25 protein-coding genes are annotated in these 24,662 nt (G+C 43.4%); 4 read left to right on the forward strand and 21 right to left on the reverse strand.

The genetic code is table 11. The features are described 5' to 3' along the window. Window positions 1-91 precede the first annotated feature (91 nt). A complete protein-coding gene (locus N667_RS0107480) occupies window positions 92-682 on the forward strand; it encodes an SCO family protein (protein ID WP_027409006.1) in 591 nt (196 codons plus the stop codon). Between the two features lie 33 nt (window positions 683-715). Here the strand turns inward: N667_RS0107480 and N667_RS0107485 are convergent, their stop codons facing one another. The 4 genes from N667_RS0107485 to N667_RS0107505 all read right to left on the reverse strand — a co-directional run bounded on the left by N667_RS0107485 (window position 716) and on the right by N667_RS0107505 (window position 4,730). Next, window positions 716-1,018, reverse strand: a complete 303-nt coding sequence (locus N667_RS0107485; protein WP_027409007.1) for an AzlD domain-containing protein — start codon at window positions 1,016-1,018, stop codon at window positions 716-718. After that, window positions 1,008-1,730, reverse strand: coding sequence for an AzlC family ABC transporter permease (locus N667_RS0107490; RefSeq protein ID WP_027409008.1), 723 nt, complete (start codon window positions 1,728-1,730; stop codon window positions 1,008-1,010). Before N667_RS0107490 ends, N667_RS0107485 begins: the two co-directional genes overlap by 11 nt. Window positions 1,731-2,115: 385 nt before the next feature. Further along, on the reverse strand, window positions 2,116-3,657 hold the full coding sequence (locus tag N667_RS0107495) for a fatty acid--CoA ligase family protein (RefSeq protein WP_027409009.1): 1,542 nt from the start codon (window positions 3,655-3,657) through the stop codon (window positions 2,116-2,118). Between the two features lie 338 nt (window positions 3,658-3,995). Further along, window positions 3,996-4,730 (reverse strand): MBL fold metallo-hydrolase, encoded by a 735-nt coding sequence (locus N667_RS0107505; RefSeq protein ID WP_027409010.1) that lies wholly within the window; start codon window positions 4,728-4,730, stop codon window positions 3,996-3,998. A gap of 151 nt (window positions 4,731-4,881) precedes the next feature. Between N667_RS0107505 and yhfH the strand changes: the two genes are divergently transcribed. Then, entirely contained in the window at window positions 4,882-5,019 is a 138-nt protein-coding gene (gene yhfH / locus N667_RS19370) for a protein YhfH (protein ID WP_084278977.1), read from the forward strand. Window positions 5,020-5,071: 52 nt separating this feature from the next. Here yhfH and N667_RS0107515 read toward each other — a convergent pair whose 3' ends face one another. The 14 genes from N667_RS0107515 to N667_RS0107580 form a co-directional block, all read right to left on the reverse strand. Further along, window positions 5,072-5,899 (reverse strand): carbohydrate ABC transporter permease, encoded by an 828-nt coding sequence (locus N667_RS0107515; protein WP_027409011.1) that lies wholly within the window; start codon window positions 5,897-5,899, stop codon window positions 5,072-5,074. A 15-nt stretch (window positions 5,900-5,914) separates the two neighbouring features. Continuing rightward, complete coding sequence (locus N667_RS0107520) at window positions 5,915-7,210, reverse strand: carbohydrate ABC transporter permease (RefSeq protein ID WP_027409012.1); 1,296 nt, start codon at window positions 7,208-7,210, stop codon at window positions 5,915-5,917. 88 nt (window positions 7,211-7,298) lie between these two features. Continuing rightward, window positions 7,299-8,615: an ABC transporter substrate-binding protein gene (locus N667_RS0107525; RefSeq protein ID WP_027409013.1), complete on the reverse strand. Its 1,317-nt coding sequence runs from the start codon at window positions 8,613-8,615 to the stop codon at window positions 7,299-7,301. A gap of 63 nt (window positions 8,616-8,678) precedes the next feature. Beyond that, complete coding sequence (locus tag N667_RS0107530; protein WP_027409014.1) at window positions 8,679-9,689, reverse strand: LacI family DNA-binding transcriptional regulator; 1,011 nt, start codon at window positions 9,687-9,689, stop codon at window positions 8,679-8,681. A gap of 141 nt (window positions 9,690-9,830) precedes the next feature. Then, the gene (locus N667_RS0107535) at window positions 9,831-12,233 is read right to left on the reverse strand and encodes a YhgE/Pip domain-containing protein (protein ID WP_027409015.1); all 2,403 of its coding nucleotides are present in this window, start codon (window positions 12,231-12,233) and stop codon (window positions 9,831-9,833) included. Between the two features lie 70 nt (window positions 12,234-12,303). Further along, entirely contained in the window at window positions 12,304-12,876 is a 573-nt protein-coding gene (locus N667_RS0107540; protein WP_027409016.1) for a TetR/AcrR family transcriptional regulator, read from the reverse strand. Between the two features lie 97 nt (window positions 12,877-12,973). Further along, complete coding sequence (gene hemY / locus N667_RS0107545) at window positions 12,974-14,404, reverse strand: protoporphyrinogen oxidase (protein ID WP_027409017.1); 1,431 nt, start codon at window positions 14,402-14,404, stop codon at window positions 12,974-12,976. A 16-nt stretch (window positions 14,405-14,420) separates the two neighbouring features. Beyond that, the gene (gene hemH, locus N667_RS0107550; protein ID WP_027409018.1) at window positions 14,421-15,356 is read right to left on the reverse strand and encodes a ferrochelatase; all 936 of its coding nucleotides are present in this window, start codon (window positions 15,354-15,356) and stop codon (window positions 14,421-14,423) included. Window positions 15,357-15,372: 16 nt separating this feature from the next. Further along, window positions 15,373-16,413 (reverse strand): uroporphyrinogen decarboxylase, encoded by a 1,041-nt coding sequence (gene hemE / locus N667_RS0107555; RefSeq protein ID WP_027409019.1) that lies wholly within the window; start codon window positions 16,411-16,413, stop codon window positions 15,373-15,375. Window positions 16,414-16,561: 148 nt separating this feature from the next. After that, window positions 16,562-17,737: a M20 family metallopeptidase gene (locus N667_RS0107560; protein ID WP_027409020.1), complete on the reverse strand. Its 1,176-nt coding sequence runs from the start codon at window positions 17,735-17,737 to the stop codon at window positions 16,562-16,564. A gap of 110 nt (window positions 17,738-17,847) precedes the next feature. Next, window positions 17,848-19,242, reverse strand: a complete 1,395-nt coding sequence (locus N667_RS0107565; protein ID WP_027409021.1) for a hypothetical protein — start codon at window positions 19,240-19,242, stop codon at window positions 17,848-17,850. A 164-nt stretch (window positions 19,243-19,406) separates the two neighbouring features. Next, the gene (locus tag N667_RS0107570; protein WP_027409022.1) at window positions 19,407-19,916 is read right to left on the reverse strand and encodes an antibiotic biosynthesis monooxygenase family protein; all 510 of its coding nucleotides are present in this window, start codon (window positions 19,914-19,916) and stop codon (window positions 19,407-19,409) included. Then, on the reverse strand, window positions 19,916-21,121 hold the full coding sequence (locus N667_RS0107575) for an ABC transporter permease (protein WP_027409023.1): 1,206 nt from the start codon (window positions 21,119-21,121) through the stop codon (window positions 19,916-19,918). The genes N667_RS0107570 and N667_RS0107575 overlap by 1 nt, the downstream gene beginning before the upstream one ends. Beyond that, on the reverse strand, window positions 21,114-21,854 hold the full coding sequence (locus tag N667_RS0107580) for an ABC transporter ATP-binding protein (protein ID WP_027409024.1): 741 nt from the start codon (window positions 21,852-21,854) through the stop codon (window positions 21,114-21,116). The genes N667_RS0107575 and N667_RS0107580 overlap by 8 nt, the downstream gene beginning before the upstream one ends. A gap of 492 nt (window positions 21,855-22,346) precedes the next feature. Between N667_RS0107580 and N667_RS0107585 the strand changes: the two genes are divergently transcribed. Beyond that, the gene (locus tag N667_RS0107585) at window positions 22,347-22,769 is read left to right on the forward strand and encodes an HIT family protein (RefSeq protein WP_027409025.1); all 423 of its coding nucleotides are present in this window, start codon (window positions 22,347-22,349) and stop codon (window positions 22,767-22,769) included. Between the two features lie 73 nt (window positions 22,770-22,842). Here the strand turns inward: N667_RS0107585 and N667_RS0107590 are convergent, their stop codons facing one another. Beyond that, complete coding sequence (locus N667_RS0107590; RefSeq protein ID WP_027409026.1) at window positions 22,843-23,679, reverse strand: peptidylprolyl isomerase; 837 nt, start codon at window positions 23,677-23,679, stop codon at window positions 22,843-22,845. Between the two features lie 177 nt (window positions 23,680-23,856). Here N667_RS0107590 and N667_RS19375 point away from each other — a divergent pair, with 177 nt between their 5' ends. Next, window positions 23,857-23,949: a YjcZ family sporulation protein gene (locus tag N667_RS19375; protein WP_027409027.1), complete on the forward strand. Its 93-nt coding sequence runs from the start codon at window positions 23,857-23,859 to the stop codon at window positions 23,947-23,949. A 44-nt stretch (window positions 23,950-23,993) separates the two neighbouring features. Here the strand turns inward: N667_RS19375 and N667_RS0107600 are convergent, their stop codons facing one another. Next, window positions 23,994-24,173 (reverse strand): hypothetical protein, encoded by a 180-nt coding sequence (locus N667_RS0107600; RefSeq protein ID WP_027409028.1) that lies wholly within the window; start codon window positions 24,171-24,173, stop codon window positions 23,994-23,996. A 282-nt stretch (window positions 24,174-24,455) separates the two neighbouring features. Then, window positions 24,456-24,662, reverse strand: a 207-nt coding sequence (locus N667_RS19380; RefSeq protein ID WP_156936095.1) for a zinc ribbon domain-containing protein, incomplete at its 5' end; no start/stop codon positions are given.

Below are 24,662 nucleotides of genomic sequence, written 5' to 3' on the forward strand. Positions count from 1 at the left end.
TTTTCTTTAAGTTAGAACGTCAGATAAAATTCACAATCATTATTCGTTTTTTGTCCTTTTTTCATGTATGATGAAAATGGGGGTGAAGCATTTGAAAAAAGTATACTGGATATTTGCTAGCCTATTTGTCATTTGCGTCGGTGCGGGTATTCTTTATTTTTCCGTATATCGCCAATGGCAAATGGCACTTCCTCGCAATATTACATTGGAAACCGCTTGGGGCGAGCCATATCATTTTAGCCAAATGAAACCGAAAGTGCGTCTTCTCGAGTTTATTTATACGAATTGTCCCGATATTTGCCCAAATACAACATTTGAAATGACGAAATTGCGAAAAAAACTTGAAGTAAACGGGGTGTTCGGAAACAAAGTTGAATTTATAACAATCACGATCGATCCGACGCGCGACACACGCGAAAAACTGCAGGCGTACGCCAAAACATTTGGCATCCATCCGGACGATGCAGGATGGGTATTGCTTCGCGGAAATGAAAAAGACACAAAAAAAGTAGCCGATGCCTTTAACTTTCAATATCGCGATCCCGGAAACGGCATGATTATTCATACAACCAATACATACTTGCTCGATAAAAACAACCGCTTAATCGAACAATTCGGCATGGGGAGCAAAAATTTTAATGTTCAAACCGTATACAAAGCAATTATGGACGAAATCAAATGAAAAACCACCGTCGTTAAGTACGGTGGTTTCTGCTTATATCATTGCATACAAACTCAACACGAGAACCGAAGCAAGCACAACAACAATGACATTCGCCCCGAGCCATGCCGCGATAAAAGCGCTCACAAATCCAAGAACGCCAAACAGGCGATCTTCATGAATAAGAAAAATTCCCGGCACAATGAGCGCTCCTAGCGTCGCGTACGGAACGTTTTTTAATACCCCTTGAAAAAACGGCGGAAGCTTCACGCGATGAAAAACAGCGAGCGGAAGCATGCGCGGAATATATGTAACGAGCCCCATTGCAACAATCATCCAAACAATCTCACTGCGCATCCCCGTTCTCCTCACTTTCCCTTGAAAAATATTGAACAGCGACAGATGCTAACAGCGTAGCAATAACAATCGCCCATCCTTTTGGCACATGGAATACTAGAAGCGAAATCGAGTTGAAAATCGCCGCCAATCCGGCAAGCCAAATTACTTTCCGCTGCTTCTTTAGGGATGGAACGAGCAGCCCGACAAACATGGCATACAACGCTACTGACATACTTTCTTTCAAATTTTCCGGAACCTTTGATCCCACCAGATATCCAATGCCTGAGTTCACCACCCAGCTTCCGTACGACAATGCAATAAGTCCGAACATATAGGATGCGTTCACCGTTCCCTCTTTCGTCGCCGCCACAGAAAACGTTTCATCCGTAATGCCAAATGCATACAGCGCCTTTTTCCATAATGCATCGAGTTCTGCTTTTTCATTTAATGATGCAGACATAAGAAAATGACGAATATTTAAAATAAACGTTGTCAACACAATTTCAAACGCCCCAGTGCCGAGCGACAGCAAATTCAAGGCAATATATTGCGACGCACCGGCAAATACGATGACGCTCATCAACACAGCCTCCCATAGTGAGAGCCCTGTTGTTTTCGCAAGAAAACCGAATGCTAGTGCGATCGGCATATATCCAATCGCAATGCTTACTCCTGCCTGCGCCCCTTGCCGAAACGATGACGATTTTTTCGCTGTTAAAACCGTTTCCATCTTTTTCTTCCCCTCCCCTTTTATAAAATTTACTCTATTCTTTGAATAAATATAATTATACCATATTCATCATTTCTCTTAATTCTAATAGATGGACAGAAAGAGGCATTTATTTTTTCAGAACGACCCGTCTTTCCTTTCTAAACAGTTGAAAAGATATACACGACAACTCATTCCTGTACATGACCCCTAACATCTCTAGGAAAAATAAAATAGCCTGAGCCCTTAGAGACATAGACTCAGGCTATGTAAGTCATTCGCTTGAGAAGAATTGCTTTAATAGAGATAAAAAAACTGTTGCTCTGTTTGCGGGAACCGAAATGAACTTTACAGAAGGAAAAAGATATTCATACAAAAATACCGAATCATTCAGCGCTTTTTATGCTTAGTTGGATGCTAATTGTTCTTTCAACGCCCTTCTTAAAATTTTTCCGGTCGTGTTTTTTGGCAGTTCTTCTAAAAACTCAATGAAACTCGGAACTTTATACTTCGCTAAATGTTGGCGGCAATATTCAATGAGCGCTTCCTCGGTTAAATCCGGATTTTTCGAAACGACGAAACATTTCACCGCTTCACCGAAACTCGGATCCGGTACGCCGATCACCGCTGCTTCCATGACATCCGGATGGCCGTAAAGCACTTCTTCTACTTCGCGCGGATATACGTTATAGCCGCCGACAATAATCATATCTTTTTTCCGGTCCACAATATAAAAATACCCTTCTTCATCCATTTTCGCCAAATCTCCTGTATACAGCCAGCCATTGCGGATCGTATGCGCCGTTTCCTCCGGCATTTTATAATACCCTTTCATGACGTTTGGACCGCGTACAATCAACTCTCCGACTTCTCCGACCGGCACTTCCTCACCGAATTCGTTCACTACTTTATTTTCTACATTTAAAATGCTTCGGCCGATCGATCCTGGTTTGCGCGGACGGTCAAGCGGATTAAAGCACGTGACCGGGGAGGCTTCCGATAACCCGTACCCTTCCGATACAATCACCTTAAATTTTTGTTCAAAGTTTTTCAAAAGCGCTACCGGCATGGAGGCCCCGCCGGAAATGCAAAGGCGCAGCGTCGCGAAATCTTCCGCTTTCCCTTCTTCGTGCTGATACAAGAAGTTGTACATCGTCGGCACGCCAGCAAAAATCGTCGCTTTTTCTTCTCTAGCAATCTCAAAAATTTTCGCCGGACTGAATTTTGGAATAATGAGCACCGTTCCTCCGTTCATAAGAGGGGCGTTCAAAGCAACCGTCAAACAAAAGACGTGGAACATCGGCAGCGTCGCAATGACGCGATCGCTGTCGTTAATCTTTAAATAATTGGCGATATCCTGCGCGTTGCTGTAAAGGTTCTTATGCGTTAACATCGCTCCTTTCGGCTTGCCGGTTGTTCCTGACGTATATAAAATAACGGCTGTATCATCTTCGCGAAGCGCAGGAGCCTCGAAATGAACATCTCCTGATGCCAACATCTCTGTAAACGATTTCATTTTGGGGCTCGCAAGCGAAATTCCTTGCGCTTTTCCTTGCGGCGTTTCACAAACAATGATATGCTCGATTTTCGGCAGATGCGCCTCCATCTTTATAAATAGCGGAACAAGCAAATCGAACCCGATGACCGCCTTGACATCTCCGTTGTTCAAAATATAGCCGATTTCATCCGGCGTATAAATCGGGTTGATCGGTATCACTGTCGCACCCGCCCGCAGCGCGCCATACAAACCGATGACGAAGTACGGCGAATTTCCGAGCAGTAACGCAACATGATCCCCTTTTCCAATCCCCATGTGACACAAACCGCTTGCAAATTTCGTAACCGCTGCATCCAGTTCGCCGTATGTAACACGCTCCCCTTCATATACATACGCTAGCTTTTCCGGCAGCTGCTCGGCTATTTCTGCCAACCGCGAAGATAAATTCATCAAACTCCCTCCCCCTATCGAATCCATGAATGAATCATCATTCATTTAATAATTAAAAAAATTCTAAATATATTATATTTAAAAAAAATTGGAAGAGCAAGGGAAAAGGTTAGGCCTTTCCTAGCAATTCAACCAGCAAAAGTGTGCTCAACAAATAATGAGCATTGGTAACTATGAGCTACTACTTATTATTCACTTTGCCGTCATTTTCATTTTGACATAGACGTACTTTTTTGTTCAAAAATATACAGAAAAACAAATGACAACTTAATTTATTTACCATCTTCCCCTCCTCCTACACAGTAAAAGACGAGCAATAATGTTGCTCGCCTTGTCCGTTATTCGCCCCACACAAGCCCCGTTTTTGCAAGCTTTACCGCTCCATTGAATACGGCTTTGGCCTCGCTGATGAGCTGCGAATGGTCGCCAAAATGCGGCAAATGCGTAAGCCAAAGCTCGCTGACATTGGCATCGCACGCAATCGTCGCCGCTTCTTCGCTCGTCATATGTCCCGCTTGTGCCGCGTTTTGCCCCGCATAAAAGTTGCACTCGCAAATAAGCAAGTCAGCCCCTTGAGAAAACGGCGCAAACTCCGGCAAATAGCTGGAATCTGCTGTATACACCACCGACTTTCCGCCCGCTGTAATACGCATCGCGTAACAAATGACCGGATGAGCTGTTTTCATAAATGAAATCGTAAACGGACCAACTTCAAGCGTTTTATCTGGGTCATAGGCGATCGCTTTAGTGAGCCCTTTATAGGCAAGCCGTGTAAAGCCATCGCTGTCAAATGAATGTCCGTAAATCGGCAGTTCCGGCAACGCCGCTCCGAGATTCGTTTTAATGAGCCGGGCGTACTGCAGCGGGCCGATGTCCGCAACATGATCATGATGATAGTGCGACACGACAACCGCATCCAGCTCTTCTACTGTCACATAGTTTTGCAGTTTCGACAGCACACCGCTGCCGCAATCGACAAGCAGCCGAAATCCTTCATGTTCAAACAAATAGCCAGATGTCGCTTCATTCGCCGCCGGGAATCCGCCCCAATATCCAATAACTGTCACCTTCATTACTATTCACCTCTACTCTATATTCTTTTCTTCATCATACATAATTCTCCAATATTTTGCATCATTGCTGAATTTTGTTTTAAAACAGTTATTGACTAATTAAATACTGTTATAATACAATACAATTAACAAATGAACGGAGGCGATCACCATGTTAATGAGCGTTGTTGAATTTTTTAAAAACCTCCCGCCGAAAAAATGCGCCGAATGCGGGAAAGAAATCGAAGAGCAGCATGAATGTTATGGAAATAAATGCAGCGACTGTTTAGGCGTCGTCCATCATCGTTAACAAAAAAGGATGCTCTTTTTACAGAGCATCCTTTTTATCGCCATCCATTTTTCTATTCTTTGACCGAACCAGACGTTAAACCGGAAACAATTCGTCTTTGGAACAATAAGACCATAATGACAAGCGGAATGGTCACAATCACCGTCGCCGCAGAAATTTCGCCCCATGGAATCGTATACTGCCCTTGGAACATGGCAATGCCGACAGGGACGGTTTTATATTTTTCAGCGGTATTGATCGTCAGCGCAAATAAAAATTCGTTCCAAGCAGCAATAAAAACGAGAATCGACGTTGTAAACACGCCTGGTACCGCCAACGGTAAAATGACTTTAAAGTATGTTTGCATCGGCGTTGCCCCGTCCATTTTCGCCGCCTCTTCTAAGTCGAACGGAATTTTGCGGAAAAACGTCACCAAAAGCCAAATGGATAGCGGTAACGCAAATGTCGTATACGGAATAATTAATCCTAAGTAGCTATTGGTTAAGCCAAACTTTTTCACAAACATGTAGATTGGAGAAATGGTCGCAATTTGCGGAAACATCGACACCGCTAAAACGAGCCCGAGAATAACCGCCTTCCCTTTAAATTCAAGGCGGGCAATGGCATACGCGGCAAATGCTGCCACAAACACTGTGTAAACCGTCGTAACCGTTGCGACAACAGTACTGTTCCACAAATATCGCAAAAACGGATAATTCAAAAATACCGACACGTACGATTTGAATGTAGGGTGGCTTGCGAACCAGTTAAATGCACTGTCCCCGAACAACTCAGTAAGCGGTTTAATCGAGCTTAACAAAATCCATAAAAACGGAAACATGACAAAAAATACGAAAGCAGCTAAAAATAAATAAAACAGCGGGCCAGCTTTTTTCTGCATACTCTCACCCCTTCGCTATTTTTTATCAGAGAGCAAATCCGCACCTAGCAATTTAATATAAATCATCGAAATAATAGCAACGCAGATAAAGACGATCACCGCAAGCGCCGAACCGCCTCCAAAATTCGTCTGTGAGAACATGACTTTATAGGCCAAAATTGATATCGTTTCCGTTGAGTTCGCCGGACCACCGCCTGTGAGCACGTAAATTAAGTCAAAGACGCGGAACGCATCAAGTGTACGGAACAATAAGGCCACTAAAATGCTCGATTTTAACAGCGGCAACGTAATTTTGATGAACTGTTGCCATTTCGTTGCCCCGTCAATAGAAGCTGCTTCGTACAAAGAACTCGGAATGGTTTGTAATCCTGCCAATAGCAACAGCGCCATATAAGGCGTTGTTTTCCATACATCAGCGAAAATAACTGAAAACATGGCACCCGTTTCGTTCGTCAATAAATCTCCCATTCTATCAATAAGGCCCAAATCCGCAAAATATTTAGCGACAATTCCGTTCTGGCCGTCATATAAAAACTTCCACATTAATGCTGATACAGCCGTCGGAATCGCCCAAGGAATGAGAATCGTGGCCCGCACAAGCCCGCGCCCGAAAAATGCTTTATTAATTAAAAGTGCAATGCCCAGACCTAAAACGAGCTCTATCGCAACAGAAATCACTGTAAATGACGTGGTGTTCCATAGCGCTTTCCATAGACGCGGGTCACTTAAACTATCTTTATAATGCTTTAAACCTATAAAGTTCGGTTCAATAACGACTCCTTTTAACCCTTTGGCAAGTCCAACAATTTTATCGGCTTGCGTTAACTCTCCTTCTTCTTTCATACGAGTAAGGGTTTGAACGATATCGCGAACGGTGTTATTGAATTGTTGGGCTGCCTTTTCATCAAGTTCTACAATTTTAATGCTGTCGCTTGGAGATTCAAAATTGTTGAGCGCTTCGTCAACTTGATCATAACGTTTCGCCACTTCTTTATCCGAACGAATCGTTTGATCCATTTTTTGCAGTTTCTTTTCTACAGCAGCCAATGTTTCTTTGACGCTCTCATCGGCTGTTGCCTGTTCTTTCATTAACGAGCTTTTCAAAAATGGATAGTTTTGTAAATATCCTTCTAAATCGAGGCTGTAATTTAAGTGAATTGAGGATTTGGTCGGGTCGTTTAACCGATAGTCAAAGAGACTGTAATAAAATGATTGAATAACAGGCCAAATCGCGACAGCCAAAATGAGCAGCAATGCCGGAGCAACGAGCGTATACCCCAATATGCGCTCTGCGCGTTTTTCGTTCCTCATGCAGCTTTCCCCCTATGCATAAAGGATAATTAGCCTCCGGTGCTGGCAAAACAGCGACCTAGAGGCTAACTAAATCGTTAAGTCAACATTATTTGTTCAATGCAGCCTTAATCTCTTTTTCCATGTTCGCAACCGCTTGTTCAACCGTTAGCTCTCCTGCAAGAGCTTTTGATACATTGATTTGGATGATTTCTGATACCTCTGGGTAGTTCGGAACTACCGGACGTGGCACTGCCGCATTAAGCGCGTCTACAAATCCTTGTTCACCAAAGAACGGATTTGCTTTTAAAACATCCGAATCTTTGAACAATTCAGGAAGCGTTGGCGCTAAGCCGCCATAAATGGCTGAAATTTTTTGCCCTTCTGGCCCTGTCATAAATTTCACGAATTCCCATGCTTCTTTTGGATGTTTTGAATATTTATTGATCGCTGTCATCCAGCCGCCTAATGTCGCTGCTGAACCTTTATCGCCTGCTGGAAGCGGCGCTACGCCAACTTTGCCAACAATTTTTGACTGTTCTTTATCGTTCGCTAATGCATATTGATAAGGCCAGTTGCGAATAAACGGAGATTGCCCTTCAATGAACGCTGTATGAGATTCAGGCTCAGTGAATGTTGTAATATTGCTTGGCACCACATCAGATTTAGCGATTTCAACCATCTTTTTCAAGCCTTTAATCGTTTCTGGGCTGTTGACAACAACGTTATTGTTTTTATCAACAATTTGTCCGCCATAGGAAGCGATAAATTCTACCGCGTTACATACTAAGCCTTCATATTGTTTTGCTTGCATTAAATAGCCAAATTTTGTGCCGCCTTTTCCTTTATACTGTTTTGCTGCCGCCAATAATTCATCCCATGTTTTTGGCACTTTATCTTTCGGAACAATATCTGTTCGATAGAATAGCATCCCAGCATCGATGAATTTTGGCATTGCCCATTGCTTTCCGTTAAAGTTACCAGCTGCCAATGCCCCTTGGTTATATTTGCTGAGATCTACTCCATCATTCTCAATAAAACGGTCAAGAGGTAATGTATAGCCTGCTTGTGCAAATTCCGCCGGCCAAACGACGTCAAGATCCATGACATCGATTTCAGATGATTGGGCATTTAACATCGTCACATATGCATCGTGCTGCTTTCCTGAATCCGAAGGCATTTCGCGGAATTCTACTTTGATGTTTGGATGGGACTGTTCAAACGCTTCAATAATTTTTTCCGTTGCTTTTGTGGCATCTTGACCACGGGCATATACGATTTTCACTACTTCGCTTGATTTGCCTTTTTGCGCATCTTTTTTATCTTTGTCTTTCGCCCCTTCGTTCGTTGTTTCACTGTTGGAGCATGCTGCTAATCCAAGAGTAAGCGCTAGCATTGCAGAAGATACTTTTACCGCCTTTTTCATACATGTACCCCCCGTTATTTAATTGAACGATGCAAGAAATCGATTTCACACCCACGAAAGCTGCTATTTAGCAAGCCTGTTTGACACCGTCGACTCTCTAACGATCAGTTCGATTGGAAACTCATATACTTCACGCCGACGGTATTTTCGCGAACGAATTTTTTCAACCATTACTTCGAGTGCCTTGTGCGCCATTTTTTCAACCGGCTGATGGACGGTTGTGATTGTCGGTTCCATTAACTCAGTAATCGCTTGATTGTCAAAACCTACTACCGCAAGCTGTTCGGGAACGCTGTATCCACATTTGATTGCTTCCGAAACAATGCCAGCCGCCACTTCGTCGCTGCCGGTAAATACAGCAGTCGGTGGAGCGGACAGCTTCATCATTTGATGAAACACTCGCCTGCCATCTTCGCTCGAAAACGCATCTCGAAAAGCATACCGCTCTTCAAACTCGATCCCGTATTCCAGAAGCGCTCGACGGAATCCGATCTCCCGATGGCTAGCTACATTGCTTCGCGTGCCGCCTTGACAGTATGCAATGCGACGATGGCCCTGTTCTAGCAAATGCTTCGTTGCTATGTACCCTCCTTGCGCTTGATCAAGCATGACCGATGGAACATTGGCCTGTTCATCGAATTCATTGCATAGCACAATCGGCCCATAGTCTAAAAACGGCTCAAGCACTTTCCATTCATTTTGAATTGATGCAAGAATGACGCCATCCACCTGCTTCGTTTTCAATAAGTTCATGTAGTTCAATTCTTTTTCCGGTGAATACCTTGTTTGGCAAATGATAAGTTGGTAGCCTTTTTCAGCAGCAGCCATTTCCATCGATTCGACTAGTTGGCTAAAAAACGGATTCATAATTCTAGGAACAAATAGTGCAATAACATCTGTTTTTTGACTGCGCAAGCTTCGTGCCGAAGAATTCGGAACATATCCAAGCTGATTCATTGCTTCGATGACGAGTTTTCGCTTATCTTCGGACACATAAGGATGGTTATTGATGACCCTTGACACTGTTGTCCGCGAAAGCCCTGCCAACTTGGCTACATCTTCAATCGTTGACATCGTTGCTTACCTCCTTGCCTGCCGAGACGCAGCTTTTCGCGTGTAAGTGAAATCGTTTTCATATTTGAATTATAATGAACTTTATAGGAACATTCAACTAGTAATCTCAAAAATTTTTTGAAAAAAGCCCCATGCAGGCGGCTATACCTGAGGGGCTTTTGTTGCATTTTGTTCAACTTTATAAAACTGTTTCTTATACAGAACACTGAAATATAAAATGGTACACATAACTGAAACAGCGCTATACCCGATAAGAGTGAACGCGTTTTCCCACATAAATCTGAAATCTCCGGTTGAAATCACCGCTCTGAATCCCCTTATTGAGTACGTCATCGGCAAGCAAGGCGTGATATGTTGCAACACTTTTGGAACTAATTCAATCGGAAACGTTCCGGCGCTCGATGTTAGTTGCAAAATCAATATGATAATGCCGATAAACCGCCCAGGATCTCCCAATGACGTGACAAGAAATTGAATGAGCGACATAAACGTGATGCTCGTAATGATGCTAAACGCTATAAATTTGGCTACGCTCTGCACATCGATTCCTAATCCAAAGAGCAACACCGCATCCGCTAATAACGCTTGTATTGTTCCAATGATCAACAAAATGCCAAACTTACTAATGAACCAGCTGAACCCCGAGCGCGGAACATCGACCGATTCACGCAGCGGAAAAACAATCGTTGAAAGAAGCGTGCCCACAAATAGCCCTAACGACAACAGATAAGGAGTCATTCCCGTTCCATAGTTGGGCACATGATGAATCTGTTCATTTTTTATTTTTACCGGTTCGGCAAACATGCGGTAAATCTCATCGTTGGCTTTCACATCTCCTGCTTGCTTCGCGCCGTCAGTCAATTTTTCCGCCAACTCCTTCGAGCCGCTAGTTAATTGCTGCATACCTGCTGTCAACTGATTAGAGCCGTCAGAAAGTCGATTGATTCCATTTAAAAGCTTTGACGTTCCGTTGTTTAGTTCACTCATGCCATGAACCAATGCTCCTGATCCCAAAGCAAGCTGATTGGCTCCCGTATGCATGCGTGCTGAACCGTCCGCAAGTTGATGCAACCCTGTCGCCAGTTGGCCGCTTCCCTCTGCAAGCTCGGTGGCCCCTTGCTTCGCTTCAGATACCTTTTCTCCAAAAGTCGTCAATCCTTGAACGAGTTGTTCCTGGCCCGCCAAAAGCGCATCCGCGCCTGAGGCAAGACGCTCTTGGCCCGCTAAAAGCTGCCTAAATCCACCGCTTAGAGCCTGCTCTCCGTCATAAAGCTGCGATGAGCCTAGGGCAAGTTGGTCTGCTCCTGTTTTTAACGCGCTTGCCCCGCTCGACAGTTGCGCTACTCCTCCAGCCACTTGCTTGCTTCCTTCAGCCAACGGCAGCAAATTATTTTTTAGCGCCTGCAAAGCGGCCTTGTCATTCGCGTCAGTCGTTTGGGCAATCATCGCATCAAGCTGGGATAGCACTTGCTGCAATCCATCGCTCACTTGAACCGCCCCTGCTTTTGTACTTTCTGCTCCTTGCTTCCATTGTTCCAAAGAAACGGAAAGGTTGTTCGCTCCGTTTTTCAACTGCAAGGCACCAGCCGTTAATTGCGGCGCTTTTTCCTGCATTTGCTTCATCCCAACAACCGATCGTTTTAATCCATCAGATAGCTGTTCCGTGCCGTCTCTCGCTTTTTTCGCGCCATCTAACAACTGTGATTGGCCTTGCGCAAGACGCCCCAATCCGTCATTAAATTGCTGAAGGCCTTCGTTCAATCGCCCTGCTCCTTCGCTTGCTGATTTCAAGGCATCTTCAAAAGAAGCTGATTTTTCAGCTAGTAAACTTAAATTTTTATATATTTCCGCTGCTCCGTTTCCCGCCGCCTTCGTGCCGTTTTGAAGTTGGATGCCTCCACTTTGTGCTGAATGGAGGCCTTCTTGCAATTGCATTGCTCCGTCTTTTGCCGATGAGATGCCTTCATGCAATCGTGTCGCTCCAGAACTCGCATCTTGAAGACCTTTAGCCATTTTTTTCACGCTATCAAACATTGCTTCCGCATAGGCAGCTGTCACCGTTGTAGCAATTTCTTCTTTTATTTTCTCAACCGCTTTGCTGCCAATTTGCGCTGATAAAAAATTGCTCCCTTCATCCGGCATATAAATGAGATCCATCCGTTTCGGGTGTTCATTCTGAATCGTGGCGGCATTTTCAGAAAAGTTTTCAGGAATTTTAACAACCATATAATATTTACGCTGCTTTAGCCCTTTTACTGCCTCCTTCTCAGAAACAAAATGCCATGCGAATGTCCTCTTTTCCTTTAATTTTTTCATCAAGTCATTGCCGATCCTCAATTTTTCCCCATTGAAAACTGTTCCGTGATCATTATTAACAACGGCTACAGGCAGTTGGTCTAAATGACCATAAGGATTCCAAAAAGCCCACAAAAACACTCCGCTATACAGTAAAGGAATAAATAAAACAGCAATAATCGGAACGAGCATTTTCCGATTGCTTACTATTGTTTTTAACTCTTGAAGCCATAGAGAAATTCCTTTCATCGCTCCCCCTCCTTGTACAATTGACCATTTTGTTCATTTAGTCACATCTTTCAAAAAAGAAGAAGGACCATCATTTTGACAATCCTTTAAAAAAGTACAGCTCAAATAGCTCAGCAATTTGCTCTTTAGAAAGCGGAGCATGGCTTTTTTCCCACTCAAACACAAGAGCAATATACATTTTTAACATCAAAAAAGCAGTAATCTCTGCGTCGCAATGGCGAATCTCCCCTTTTTCCATCGCTTTTTCAATTTTATCTCGAATATACGCGAGAATCGCTCGATCCAACTTGCCCATGACTTCTTGAACAGCAGGAGTGCCGATATCGCGGACCTCTTGCAGCAATTTAATCGTTAACTGATGCTGTTTGCGGAACTCTAAAATACGATACAAAGCGCGATGAACATTTTCAAAAAAGGACTGGTCATCACTCATCACTTGCTCCGCTGCTGTTTTAATTTCTACAATGACGGAAGAGATAATCTCATCTAATAATTCTTCTTTGCTCTTAAAAAATGTGTAAATCGTTCCTTTTCCAACATTCGCAAGCTTCGCTACTTGATCGATCGTTGTTGCTTTATAGCCGAACAATGAAAAAGATTTTGTAGCGGCCTCAATAATTTGCTGTTTTCGATTTACTGACATGTTCTTCATCCCTCAATCTGACTAAATGGACTATTTGGTCATTCGGTATTGACATCTTATCATGGCGACAACAAAAAGTAAAGAGGTTAACTTGCTATTAGTTAACCTCTATTGCTGTTTGTTTATTCACTTGCAAATAACCAAGCACTTTTTTGACCGCTTCTTCTCCTTGGTCAATACAGTCAGGCAATCCTAATCCTTCGTAAGAACTTCCCGCTAAAAATACGCCAGGGAGCTGTTTAGCCATTTTTGATTTAATTGCTTCCAGCCGCTCTTTATGTCCGACGATATACTGCGGCATCGCTTCTTTCCAACGGGAAACAATAGCGAATTCGGGACGGCCGTTAATACGCATAATCTTATTTAAATCATCCATAGCAACATTCACAATTTCATCATCTGATTGCTCTACAATCGCCTCGTCTCCCGGACGTCCTACGTAGCAGCGCAAAAGCGCCTTTCCCTTCGGCGCAGTATGCGGCCATTTTTTGTGCGTCCACGTACAGGCAGTAATGGTGTAATCACTGCGTCGCGATACGACAAACCCTGTGCCATCGATATCCTGCTCAATCGCATTCTCCGGAAAAGCAAGCGCAACCGTCGCCACCGAAGTGGACGGAATGGCTTTAAATGGTTCAAAAAACGAATAATCAGGAAGCATTCCCGGCACTGTTTGGTGTGGTGTAGCGATGACAATGCTATCAGCCTCCCAAACATCGCCGCTACTTAAAATTAGTCGATAATTGGTATGATGCCTTTCAATTTTGTCAACGCGAATTCCTTTGAGCACGCTGCCGGGTTCTAACCTTTTTTCTACTTCATCAACCAATGATTGCAGCCCTGTCGTTAACGTTTGAAAAATTCCTTTTTTATGCTTCTGGTTCTCCTGTTTCGGTGTTGTGCGCTTCGTTCCTAGCACAAGACTACCGTGTTTCTGCTCGACATGAAAAAACTGAGGGAACGTCGCCATCAAGCTTAATTGATCGATATCTCCAGCATAAATCCCGGACAAAAGCGGCTCAATTAAGTTTTCCACTACTTCATCCCCGAGTCTTCGGCGAAAAAATTGTCCTAACGATAAATCTCCCTCTACTTTTGTCGGTGGTAAAATAAAATCAAAAGCCGCCCGCAGCTTTCCGATTGGCGAAAATAGCCCTGTCATCACAAATGGGCGTATTTTTGTAGGGATTCCCATCACCGATCCACCAGGAATTGGATACAACTTTCCGTTGACGAGTATATACGATTTTCCAGTGGCGTTATGCACAATTTGATCTTGCAGACCTACTTCGCGCACGAGGCGAAAAGCACTTTGTTTTCGCGCTAAAAAAGAGTCCGGTCCCCTTTCAATGACAAATCCATCCCGAATCACTGTTTGTACTTTTCCACCTAAGCGATGGGTCGCTTCAATCAATTTGCATTCAATTGGCAATTGCTGCTCTCTAATTGCTTTTTGCAAATAGTAAGCAGCTGCCATTCCTGTAATTCCGCCTCCGATCACAACAACTGTTTTCTTTTTGTCGCTCACCGTTTCATCGCCTTCTTTATATAAGTTTTACCCGTTTTAAAACAACTGTTGCTAGCGCATCGATAAATGAAGGGTCGGCATTTGGCATGTCTGGCCGGTAATAGTTGGCACCGATTTCGTCTGTGACGTTTTTACATTCAATGTCATTGTCGTAGAGCACTTCTAAATGTTCCGCTACGAATCCAACCGGAATATACACAAACGATGTATATCCATTTTCCTCGTGCAGCTGTCTTGTCAAATCTTGAACATCTGGTCCGAGCCAAGGTTCCGGCGTGTTTCCTGCGCTTTGCCAGCCGACAGCATATTGTGTAATGCCAGCACGTTCGGCAATCATATCGGCTGTTTCTTGCAGTTGTTTTGGATATGGGTCGCCGGCAGCAATAATTTTTTCTGGCAAACTGTGTGCTGATACAACTAACACTGCTTTTTCCTGCTCTTCCTCGCTCATTTGGCTATATACCGCCTTTACTTTTTCAACCCAATAATCGATAAACTTCGGCTCTTGATACCAGCTGTCAATCGTATGAATAGTTGGACCGCCCAACTTTTCAGCTTCCGCTTTCGCGCGCGCATTGTATGATTGAATGCTAAATGTGGAAAAGTGTGGAGCCAAAACGATGCTCACCGCTTCCTCAAGTCCGTCGGCATGCATTTGTTGTACCGCATCCTCCACAAACGGTTCGATATGCTTAAGTCCTAGGTACGCGCGGAATTCCACTTCATCTTGTATTTCATTTAACCGTCGTTCTAAAGCTTCGGCCTGCTCCTTCGTGATTTTTGCCAGCGGAGAAATGCCTCCAATCGCCTCGTAACGCTCTTTTAAATCTTGCAGCATCTCAGGAGACGGTTTTCTTCCATGCCGGATATGTGTATAATAGCGCTCAATATCATCTTCCTTATATGGAGTGCCGTAAGCCATCACAAGAAGCCCCATTTTCTTTTTTGCCATGTGCAACACCTCAATTTTATTTACGCGATGTGTATTCATGAATAAATGCCGTCAAGCGCTTTAATGTTTCTGGTTGGATATCTGGGAAAATGCCGTGTCCTAAATTAAACACATAGCCTGGCTGCTCCATCCCCTCGTCCAAAATTCGCTTGACCCTTTCTTCAATGACCTCCCACGGCGCAAGCAGTACAGCCGGATCGAGGTTCCCTTGCACCGCCTTTGTAATGCCGTTAGCCCTCGCTTCTCTAATCGGCAAACGCCAGTCAAGCCCGACCACATCAAGCGGCAAGTCATTCCATTCTTTTGCCAAGTGGCTAGCCCCAACACCGAACATAATGAGCGGCACGTTTTCTTCGCGCAGCGCTGAGAAAATTCGTTCCATCGTCGGTTTAATAAAATAGCGATAATCCTCAACATTCACCGCGCCGACCCACGAGTCAAAAATTTGAATCGCTTTTGCCCCCGCATGAATTTGCGCCTTCACGTAGCGAATCGTCATATCAGCGAGCTTGTCCATTAGAGCGAACCATGCTTTCGGTTCGGCATACATAAACGCTTTTGTTTTATTGTAATTTTTCGACGGCCCGCCTTCAATCATGTAACTCGCCAATGTAAATGGCGCTCCGGCAAACCCGATTAACGGAACACTCAACTGCTCCGTTGTGAGCAGGCGAATCGTTTCTAGTACATATGGTACATCTTCTTCCGGATGGATTTCTCCTAATTTTTCAACGTCCTGAAGCGAACGAATTGGATTAGAGATGACCGGTCCGATTCCTGCTTTAATATCGACTTCCACCCCGATCGATGGAAGCGGTGACATAATATCTTTATAAAGAATGGCCGCATCAACATTGTACTGTTCTACTGGCAAACGTGTTACGTAAGCGCACAATTCCGGTTGATGCGTAATTTCAAACAATGAATATTTTTCTTTAAGGGCCCGATATTCCGGTTGAGAACGACCGGCCTGCCTCATATACCATACCGGAACATATTCCGTTTTTTCACCGAGACAAGCGCGCAAAAATGTATCGTTAAATGGTTGCTTCGTCATCTTCATCCGCCTTTCTTTGTCGCCTTTATCAACGTTTCTCTTGACATAAGAAAACTTGGCCACAAGCCAAGCTGTGTACAATTAAAACTATACAAGTTTCTTATTTTAATGTATAGCGAACGTGCGAAACTGTCAAAAAATTGACGATTTATTTATTCAAATAGCTGATCGCAGCAGTACCGAGCATTTTAGCAGCAATAAGCATCGCCTTCTCATCAAAATCAAACTTAGGATGATGATGCGGAAACGGGGCTTCGACGCTCTCTGCCTTAGCACCTGTAAAGAAAAAGGCTCCTCTCACATGCTGCAAGTAATACGCGAAATCTTCGCCACCCATATGTGGCTCCGTTTCTTCGATGACCGTCACTTCCGGAAGTTGTTTCGCCATTTCAACAATAAATTTTGTTTCTTCTTCATGGTTCACCACTGGAGGATACCCTCTTGTATAAGCGTATTCATACGAGCAACCGGCTGCTAAGCAAATTCCTTTTGTGATTTGTTCAATTTCCTGCTCAATGCTGTCGCGCACCGCTTCATTGAGCGTGCGAACGGTTCCGACGAGTTTAGCAGTGTCTGCAATGACGTTAAACGCATTATCGGCGATAAAAGAGCCGACCGAGACAACGGCTGGTTCGAGCGGATTCACGCGGCGACTTACGATTTGCTGCAGCGCAAGCACCAACTGCGCTGCAATGACGATCGCATCTTTTGTTTTATGGGGCTGCGCACCATGGCCTCCTGATCCTTGAATCGTAATTTCAAATCGGTCGGCTGCTGCCATGATCGGTCCTGTACGATATTGAATTTTTCCCGTTGGCTCTGTAGCCCATAAATGGGTGCCGAAAATGGCATCGACTCCCTCTAAGCAGCCATCTTGAATCATCGAAATCGCCCCGCCCGGAGCATATTCTTCCGCATGTTGATGAATGAGGACAACGGTTCCGGAAAGCTGTTCTTTCAATTCATAAAGCGCTTTCGCCAATACAAGCAATGTCGCCGTATGACCGTCATGTCCGCACGCATGCATGACTCCGGGAACAGTCGATTTATACGGAACATCTTTTTCATCTTGAATCGGCAGCGCATCAAAGTCCGCTCGCAACGCAACAGTTTTACCTGGTTTCGCGCCAACAATTTTTGCCACTACACCGTTTCCGCCCACCTGCTCCCGCACAGGCACACCTAACGTTCTATAGTAATCAGCTATGTATTTTGCCGTCTTATATTCTTGAAACGACAACTCTGGATGTTGATGCAAGTGACGGCGAATCGTCACCATTTCATCATAATAACTTTCTAAACGTTCGTATAAAGCCGATATCAATCCGTTCTCCCCCTTCTACCACTTTTTCTCATTATATCATGATACACAAAAAGCCGCCTCACTAATATTGAGGTGGCCTCCAAAATTTTAGCGTGTTTTTATTAGGCTCATCACATGAGAACCATTGCGACAACTGTCGTAACAACAAGCCCCACTGCAACAGGAATTAAATTGCGTCGCGCTAATTCAAATGGATCGACACCGCAAATTGCAGCGGCCGGAATTAAAGCCCACGGAACAAGCGTCCCTCCTCCTACCCATATCGCTGCAATTTGTCCTAACGCTGTAAGTGTAGCTGCTCCTGTACCGATTGCTGCTGCAAATAAATGAGCAATGGATCCAGCTAAAGAAATCCCTGAAAAGCCTGAACCGTCCAATCCTGTAATAGCACCAACAACTGTTAATGTGACTGCCCCAATTTTTTTGTTTAGAGGAACAAGATGCGCTAATGCCACTCCGAGATCGTTCACAATCCCATTTGACATTTTCGGCAAATGTTCGCCGATAATTTTTAAAAATCCTGCGTCTCCAAGATAAAAAAATGCGGCAATTGGAATAACAGCTCCGAATATTTTAAATCCAAATTGAAGTCCTTCTATCAAATAATTTGTAATTTCTTCAAAGCTGCTTTGTCTATGAGCAAAAAGTGAAATAATAATGAGAATGAAAATCGCTGTTCCACCTATGAGTGCTGTTGCATCTCCTCCTTGCAGATGTAAGTACGCCATTGCCCACACATCAAGGACAAATAACAATGGGATCATGATCGCAAGCCATGTTTTCGCTTTAGCCGATAACAAAGAATGCCCTTTATTTGATTGGATTATGACAGCGTTTTCACTCTCTGTGACATGCAAGCTGCCGCGTTTCATATCGCGGCGCAGCAATATAAACGCCGTTACAGTCGTGACAAGCCCCATCACAAGTACAAGCGGAACACTAGCACTAACCACTTTCGAAACAGGAAGACCAGCTGCATCCGCTGTTAGTTTCGGCGCCCCTTGGATTACAAAATCGCCTGATAACGCGATTCCGTGACCAAATAAGTTCATCGCCATCGCTGCTCCAATGGCAGGCAATCCTGCACGAATTGCTGCTGGTAAAAGCACAGCCCCCATTAATGCAACTGCTGGTGACGGCCAGAAAAACCAAGAAATAACCATCATAAGCAATCCAATCGTCCAATACGCCCAGCTCGGTGTACGAATAAGCTTCACAAATGGCGAAACCATGACATCATTAATTCCTGTAGCAGTCAATATCTTGCTCATTGCCACTATAATGGAGATGACTAAAATCGTTGGCAAAAGCTCTGTAATCGCGTAAATAAAGCTATTAAACACCCCGCTAATCGCGGCGCTTAACGAATGGGTGGCAGTAATACCTAGTAAGAAAATCCCGACAATACAAACAAGCGATGTATCTTTTCGCGCTATCATAAACCCGATAATTAATACGACAAACAGGACGTAAATCCAATGCAGCGCTGTTAATTCAACCCCCATACCTTTTCCCCTTTCCTTTTATTTTCCATTAACAAACAAGACATTTGCCTAATGGATGTGCTACATCATATGAAAAAAGGAAAAAGGTGTGACATGTCGATTTCCTCGGAAATAGTCGAAAAAGAAAAAATGCCGCTAAATTGTAGCGACATTTGTCATTCATTTTAGTTTCCTTTCAGCACAGTATAAGTTTTAATATAGGAGGGACGCGGAAAAATTTGCGGCCGCTCGCTAGTTGGTTTGTCTGCTTCTTTTCGCTCATGGGCTTTCTCAAATGCTTTCGAACGCTGCCATGCCTCGAAATATTCCTTGCCTTCCCATAATGTCATAATGATATATGTGTCATTATCAAGCGGGCGCAATACGCGAATAGCAGCGAAACCAGGTTCTTTTTCGATCAATCGCGCCCGCTGGCTAAAACGATATTCAAATAAAGGTCTTCCCTCATCCGTAACTGGAATGTTGTTACATACAACAAACGTACCGTCTAATTGTCCGACCGCATCGAGTACTTCATAACGAAGAGGCTGTTTAAATACTGTTTCTCCTTCCGTTTCATGCAGCAATGCGGCTCCATCCTCCTCCTCAAGCAAAAGCATCTTCTCGTTTGGAAACCCTTCTTTTAAGCTTTGCAAATATTCTCTCGTTCCCGTCGTAATATATATTTTTTTCATCAACGTTCCCTCCATCTTCGATTTAAATACATAAAGACTAACAAGTAACTGAAAAGCGAACCTGCTGCTAATAGCAACAATCCTACTTTCCAGTCACCAATTACAGCTAAAAAAGAGGCAAAAAACGTATTTTGAACGAGCAAAAGAATAAAAAATAAATGAAGCACCGCCTTTTTTTTCAAACCGTCCGGCAGCGGATAAATTTTCATAAAAATATTTGAACGGTGATGAAGCGGCAATACTAACAATTGAAAGCCAGTCGCATAAAGAAAAAAGAGAGCGGTAATGACTTGGCCGTAGCTAGCCGGAATAATGTAGAGAAAGAAGCAGGCTATGACCGTCAAGCGTGCATAAAGTCCAAAGTAGTCGCCTGCTCTTAGAAACGTTCTAACATACAAATAATAAAACGTATTTTCTTGTTTCGGGGAGATAAACGCCAATAATCCGTCCAACCATCTACGACGCTTCGCTCTCTTCTTCAAATGCGGAACATCTGTAAAAGCATTCGCCAAGCGATAAAAAGCAAGCTTGGCCCTGTCTTCTTGCTGAATCACGCGCTCCCACGCCATTCCCTTGCGCTTTGTTGCTCGTACAAAATAAAGTGATAACACAACCATCATGATGATCAGACTAAGCAAAAAAAGAAGCGAGGCAGCTGTCAGCACGAAATATACCCACGCCCCATTTATGAGCAGGCGCGCCATAGTTCCAAGATAATGAATTCCGGATTCCGCAAAATAATGTTCCTTCCAACTAATAAACATATTCCAAGTTTTCACAAGCAGCAACATGGCCCATAATTGCCAGAGCGGCAGTGTCGAAAACTTAAGATGAAGGGGGGCAATGACAAGCAGCGCAACTATAAGAATATAAGCATGCACAGCCATGCTGAACAAAAAAGAACGCTGTATATAAGGTCTTAACTGCTTTTCAGCCGGCAATAAAAAGACAAGATCAGGCTCCTGAAAAAACGTGCGAACAGGGCTGTATGTTAACAACAACGACAAAATAACCGCCCCCACAATCGCATATGGGAAATAAGGCGGCAACGCTTTAACCCATCGTTGATACACAAAAGCTCCTGCGCCAACTGCGATCAGCAACACATACAGTAGATGCGGATTAAGTATGTAGCGCAAATATCGCCTCATTTCTCTTATATAGCGCACAAAACGCTGATTCCATAGCAAACGGCTATCAATCATATTCCTCTTCCTTCGTTAACTCAATGTAGATTTCATCTAAGGAGGCGGATGGAAGCTGAAGCTCTTGGCGCAGCTGTTCTAGCGTTCCTTTCGCTTTCACTTTCCCATGATGAAGTATGACGAATGAATCGCAATATTTCTCTGCTGTGGCCAAAATATGTGTTGACATTAATACCCCCGCTCCCTTTTCTTTCATGCTTTGGATAAGCTGAAGCAGCGATCGAATGCCGAGGGGATCGAGCCCAACAAATGGCTCATCGATAATGTAAAGCGCCGGTTCCACTAAAAAAGCGCACATAATCATCACTTTTTGTTTCATCCCTTTAGAAAAGTGGGCAGGAAACCAGGACAGCTTTTTTTCCATCCGAAATTCTTTTAGCAGAGCTTCAAGCCGCTTTTCGTATTCATGTTTAGTTAATCCGTATGCCATCGCCGTTAGTTCTAAATGCTCTTTTAATGTTAATTCATCATATAAAATCGGGGTTTCCGGTATGTATGTAAAATGAGAGCGGTAAGAATCAGGATCATCGGCAAAGCTCTTTCCATTAATCATAATTTTGCCTTTCCGCGGCTCCATGAGACCGATAATGTGTTTAATTGTCGTACTTTTTCCCGCCCCATTCAAGCCAATAAGCCCTACGATTTCATTGCTCGCTACTGTAAATGAAACATCTTCTAACACGTTTCTGTTTGTATAGCCGCCATGCAAGTGGCTGACTTCGAGAAGCGTCATTCTTTCTGTTCCTTCCTTTCATATTGTCACCGTTATTTTATCAAAAAACTTGCCACTTTCCAAAAATTATATGTATTTGAACGTTAGTTTCGGACATGATAAATAACGAAGAGGGGATGAGGAACTATTTAAACAACAACAAGCCATTGTTGTTTGGTGAATCATCCGCATTGAAATGAGGTGTTTACGAAAGATAACACCGCCTGCAGCAAGGAAAATTCCTTATAAATGAGGTGTTTGTCGCAGATCATCGAACGAAGTGGTAAGGTTTTCTTATCCTTACACGGATAAGGGGATGATCAGCTTGAACGATGAAATGTTCAAGAAGTAAAAACCTTTTTGTAAATGAGGTGTTCATCAAACGCTATTTTAGTTAAAGCATCCTCACCCCTTTTCGCGATGAACAGGATGTAACCTTCACGGCTTACATCCTGTTCTTTTTATGATAAAATGGAAATAAAAATCAAATCGCAAGAAAGGTGGTCATCGCTTATGAGCGACTGCATTTTTTGTAAAATTATCAACGGAGACATTCCTGCTGCAAAAGTATATGAAGATGAACATGTTCTCGCATTTCTCGATATTAGCCAGGTGACAAAAGGACATACACTAGTGATTCCAAAAATACATAAAGCAGATGTTTTTGAACTCACTCCAGATATCGCAAGTCATGTCTTTCGCGTCGTTCCAAGAATTGCGAAAGCTATTAAAAAACAGTTTTCTCCCGCTGGACTTAATCTTTTGAACAACAACGGCGAACAAGCTGGACAAACTGTGTTCCATTACCATATCCATCTCATCCCTCGCTACGGAAAAGGAGACGGGTTTGGCGCTGTCTGGAAGTCGCATGCAAGCGATTATACGTTTGAAGACCTGCAAACGATTGCCGCGACGATCCAAAAAGGAATAGAATAATCAATGTATCGTTTTTCCCAATCCAAACGCCATAATAGATAGATGTAAAAAAGGTGCCCATTAGGACACCTTTTTATTGTGCGAACACATCTTTAAAATCTTTATCTTTCACGTTGACATCGGCTTCTTTAATAATCTTTGCTACTTTCGATTCTACTTTCGATGGATCGAGTTTATTCTTTTTCACTTCAAACTCAATTTCATCTTTCATTTGTTCATATGATGGCTTCTTCTTCTTATCTGTCACTTTAATAATATGATATCCAAATTCCGTTTTAATCGGCTGGCTTATTTCCCCTACCTTTAACGAATAAGCAGCATTTTCAAATTCTTTCACCATTTTGCCTGGGCCAAACCATCCTAAATCGCCGCCGTTTTGCGCCGAACCTGGGTCTTGTGAATATTCCTTTGCCAATTTAGCGAAATCTTCACCTTTATCAAGTTTCGCTTTAACCTCTTTTGCTGTCTTTTCATCTTTTACTAAAATATGGCTTGCCCGTATTTTTGGCTTATATTGATCGTAATATTGCTTCATTTCCTTTTCTGTTACTTTCACATCTTCCATTGCGGCTTTTTGGCGCAGCAAATCTAGTTTCACCATCTCGCGAATGGCTTTCTCGCCATTTTGCTGAACAGCGAGTTCATATTGCGTGCCATACATGTCCTTTAAATCTTCAATCTGTCTGTCGATTTCTTGATCGCTTACTTTATACTTCTTGCTCAATACTTTTTCATACACAAGGTCACGGATGACTTCTTTTCCGACACGCTCTTTCATGGCGTTATAAAGTTCATCTTTTGTAATATCGCCGGCTTTTGTTTCGACAACCACGTCCGAACCGCCGTTGTTGCAAGCGGATAAAGCAAGTACAGAGGCCGCGGTTGCCACAGCAATCGTCCATTTTTTCATTCAACCCACAACTCCTACTATCAATTTTTTTGCAAAAACCACAACAATAAATATAACACATTTTCCCATGATACAAAAATTTTTTCCTCTAGGTCACTCGCCTATACACATTTGCCCTAGTTGCATATGATAAAGTAACTCAAAATGAAAAAACCCTTCTCGAAAGGGGGTGTTGTTATGGGCGCACCCGTACCTTATGCGGGAGGATTCGCGTTAGTCGTTGTGCTGTTCATTCTATTAATTATTGTCGGAAGCGCTTGGTGGTTCTAAAACACGTTAACAAAAAAGCTGGCAGTTGTCACTGTCAGCTCTTTTTATGTAAATAAAACTTCAAAATAAGACGAAATGAGTAAAATCGTAATGAGTACGTTGATGGTTCGAAACACGGACGGTTGTTTTTCCTCCGGGATTTCTCTTTGAACGCAAAGCGTATTTGTTAACTGGTTAATAGAAAATAAAATAACTACAGCAAGGGGTATGAAGTAAATCGTCATGTCAAACTCCCCTCCTATCCCTCACAAAATTACTTTCTTTAATTTACAATGTTTTTTGAGATAAATCAATATATTTTTCGAGCGCTCTAGCACGATGAACCTCTCCCACCTACATTTCATTTAGAGGTGGGAGTTTCTTACTACTCGATCAAAGAAGCTTCAACGCAGAAGAAGGCGGTCTTCTTCGACTCGATAAGAGGATCGGAAGCCTTCCCGACCGATTCGGTAAGCAACATCGGTAGGTCACCGATGGGGCGGTCCCACCCGTCTACTACTTCTTGCCTAGGCAATCCGTAGATACGTGAGTGTCGTTGGCACATCCCAAGGAACCATCTCTTGATGGAGCGCCTTGCTCAAAATGTTGCGGGCGCCATGAATGTCCCGATGGGCTTCATACCCGCAAGAACAAGCAAAGATTCGTTGGGAACCTTTTCTTCTTTTTTGGCAGACAGGACATGTCTGACTGGTATAAGACTCATCGATTTCTTT

This window comes from Anoxybacillus tepidamans PS2, assembly GCF_000620165.1.
Lineage (GTDB): Bacteria > Bacillota > Bacilli > Bacillales > Anoxybacillaceae > Anoxybacteroides > Anoxybacteroides tepidamans_A.

Coding starts and splice junctions, on each gene's coding strand:
- N667_RS0107540 (WP_027409016.1), bottom strand. CDS start 12,876: ATGTCAGTAAATCGAAAACAGCAAATTATTGAGGCCGCTACAAAATCT.
- hemH (WP_027409018.1), bottom strand. CDS start 15,356: ATGGCAAAAAAGAAAATGGGGCTTCTTGTGATGGCTTACGGCACTCCA.
- N667_RS0107515 (WP_027409011.1), bottom strand. CDS start 5,899: ATGCAGAAAAAAGCTGGCCCGCTGTTTTATTTATTTTTAGCTGCTTTC.
- N667_RS0107535 (WP_027409015.1), bottom strand. CDS start 12,233: ATGAAAGGAATTTCTCTATGGCTTCAAGAGTTAAAAACAATAGTAAGC.
- N667_RS0107495 (WP_027409009.1), bottom strand. CDS start 3,657: ATGAATTTATCTTCGCGGTTGGCAGAAATAGCCGAGCAGCTGCCGGAA.
- N667_RS0107590 (WP_027409026.1), bottom strand. CDS start 23,679: ATGAAAAAATGGACGATTGCTGTGGCAACCGCGGCCTCTGTACTTGCT.
- N667_RS0107505 (WP_027409010.1), bottom strand. CDS start 4,730: ATGAAGGTGACAGTTATTGGATATTGGGGCGGATTCCCGGCGGCGAAT.
- N667_RS0107525 (WP_027409013.1), bottom strand. CDS start 8,615: ATGAAAAAGGCGGTAAAAGTATCTTCTGCAATGCTAGCGCTTACTCTT.
- N667_RS19375 (WP_027409027.1), top strand. CDS start 23,857: ATGGGCGCACCCGTACCTTATGCGGGAGGATTCGCGTTAGTCGTTGTG.
- N667_RS0107575 (WP_027409023.1), bottom strand. CDS start 21,121: ATGATTGATAGCCGTTTGCTATGGAATCAGCGTTTTGTGCGCTATATA.
- N667_RS0107490 (WP_027409008.1), bottom strand. CDS start 1,730: ATGGAAACGGTTTTAACAGCGAAAAAATCGTCATCGTTTCGGCAAGGG.
- yhfH (WP_084278977.1), top strand. CDS start 4,882: ATGTTAATGAGCGTTGTTGAATTTTTTAAAAACCTCCCGCCGAAAAAA.
- N667_RS0107485 (WP_027409007.1), bottom strand. CDS start 1,018: ATGCGCAGTGAGATTGTTTGGATGATTGTTGCAATGGGGCTCGTTACA.
- N667_RS0107600 (WP_027409028.1), bottom strand. CDS start 24,173: ATGACGATTTACTTCATACCCCTTGCTGTAGTTATTTTATTTTCTATT.
- N667_RS0107520 (WP_027409012.1), bottom strand. CDS start 7,210: ATGAGGAACGAAAAACGCGCAGAGCGCATATTGGGGTATACGCTCGTT.
- N667_RS0107580 (WP_027409024.1), bottom strand. CDS start 21,854: ATGACGCTTCTCGAAGTCAGCCACTTGCATGGCGGCTATACAAACAGA.
- N667_RS0107530 (WP_027409014.1), bottom strand. CDS start 9,689: ATGTCAACGATTGAAGATGTAGCCAAGTTGGCAGGGCTTTCGCGGACA.
- N667_RS0107565 (WP_027409021.1), bottom strand. CDS start 19,242: ATGGGGGTTGAATTAACAGCGCTGCATTGGATTTACGTCCTGTTTGTC.
- hemE (WP_027409019.1), bottom strand. CDS start 16,413: ATGACGAAGCAACCATTTAACGATACATTTTTGCGCGCTTGTCTCGGT.
- N667_RS0107585 (WP_027409025.1), top strand. CDS start 22,347: ATGAGCGACTGCATTTTTTGTAAAATTATCAACGGAGACATTCCTGCT.
- N667_RS0107570 (WP_027409022.1), bottom strand. CDS start 19,916: ATGAAAAAAATATATATTACGACGGGAACGAGAGAATATTTGCAAAGC.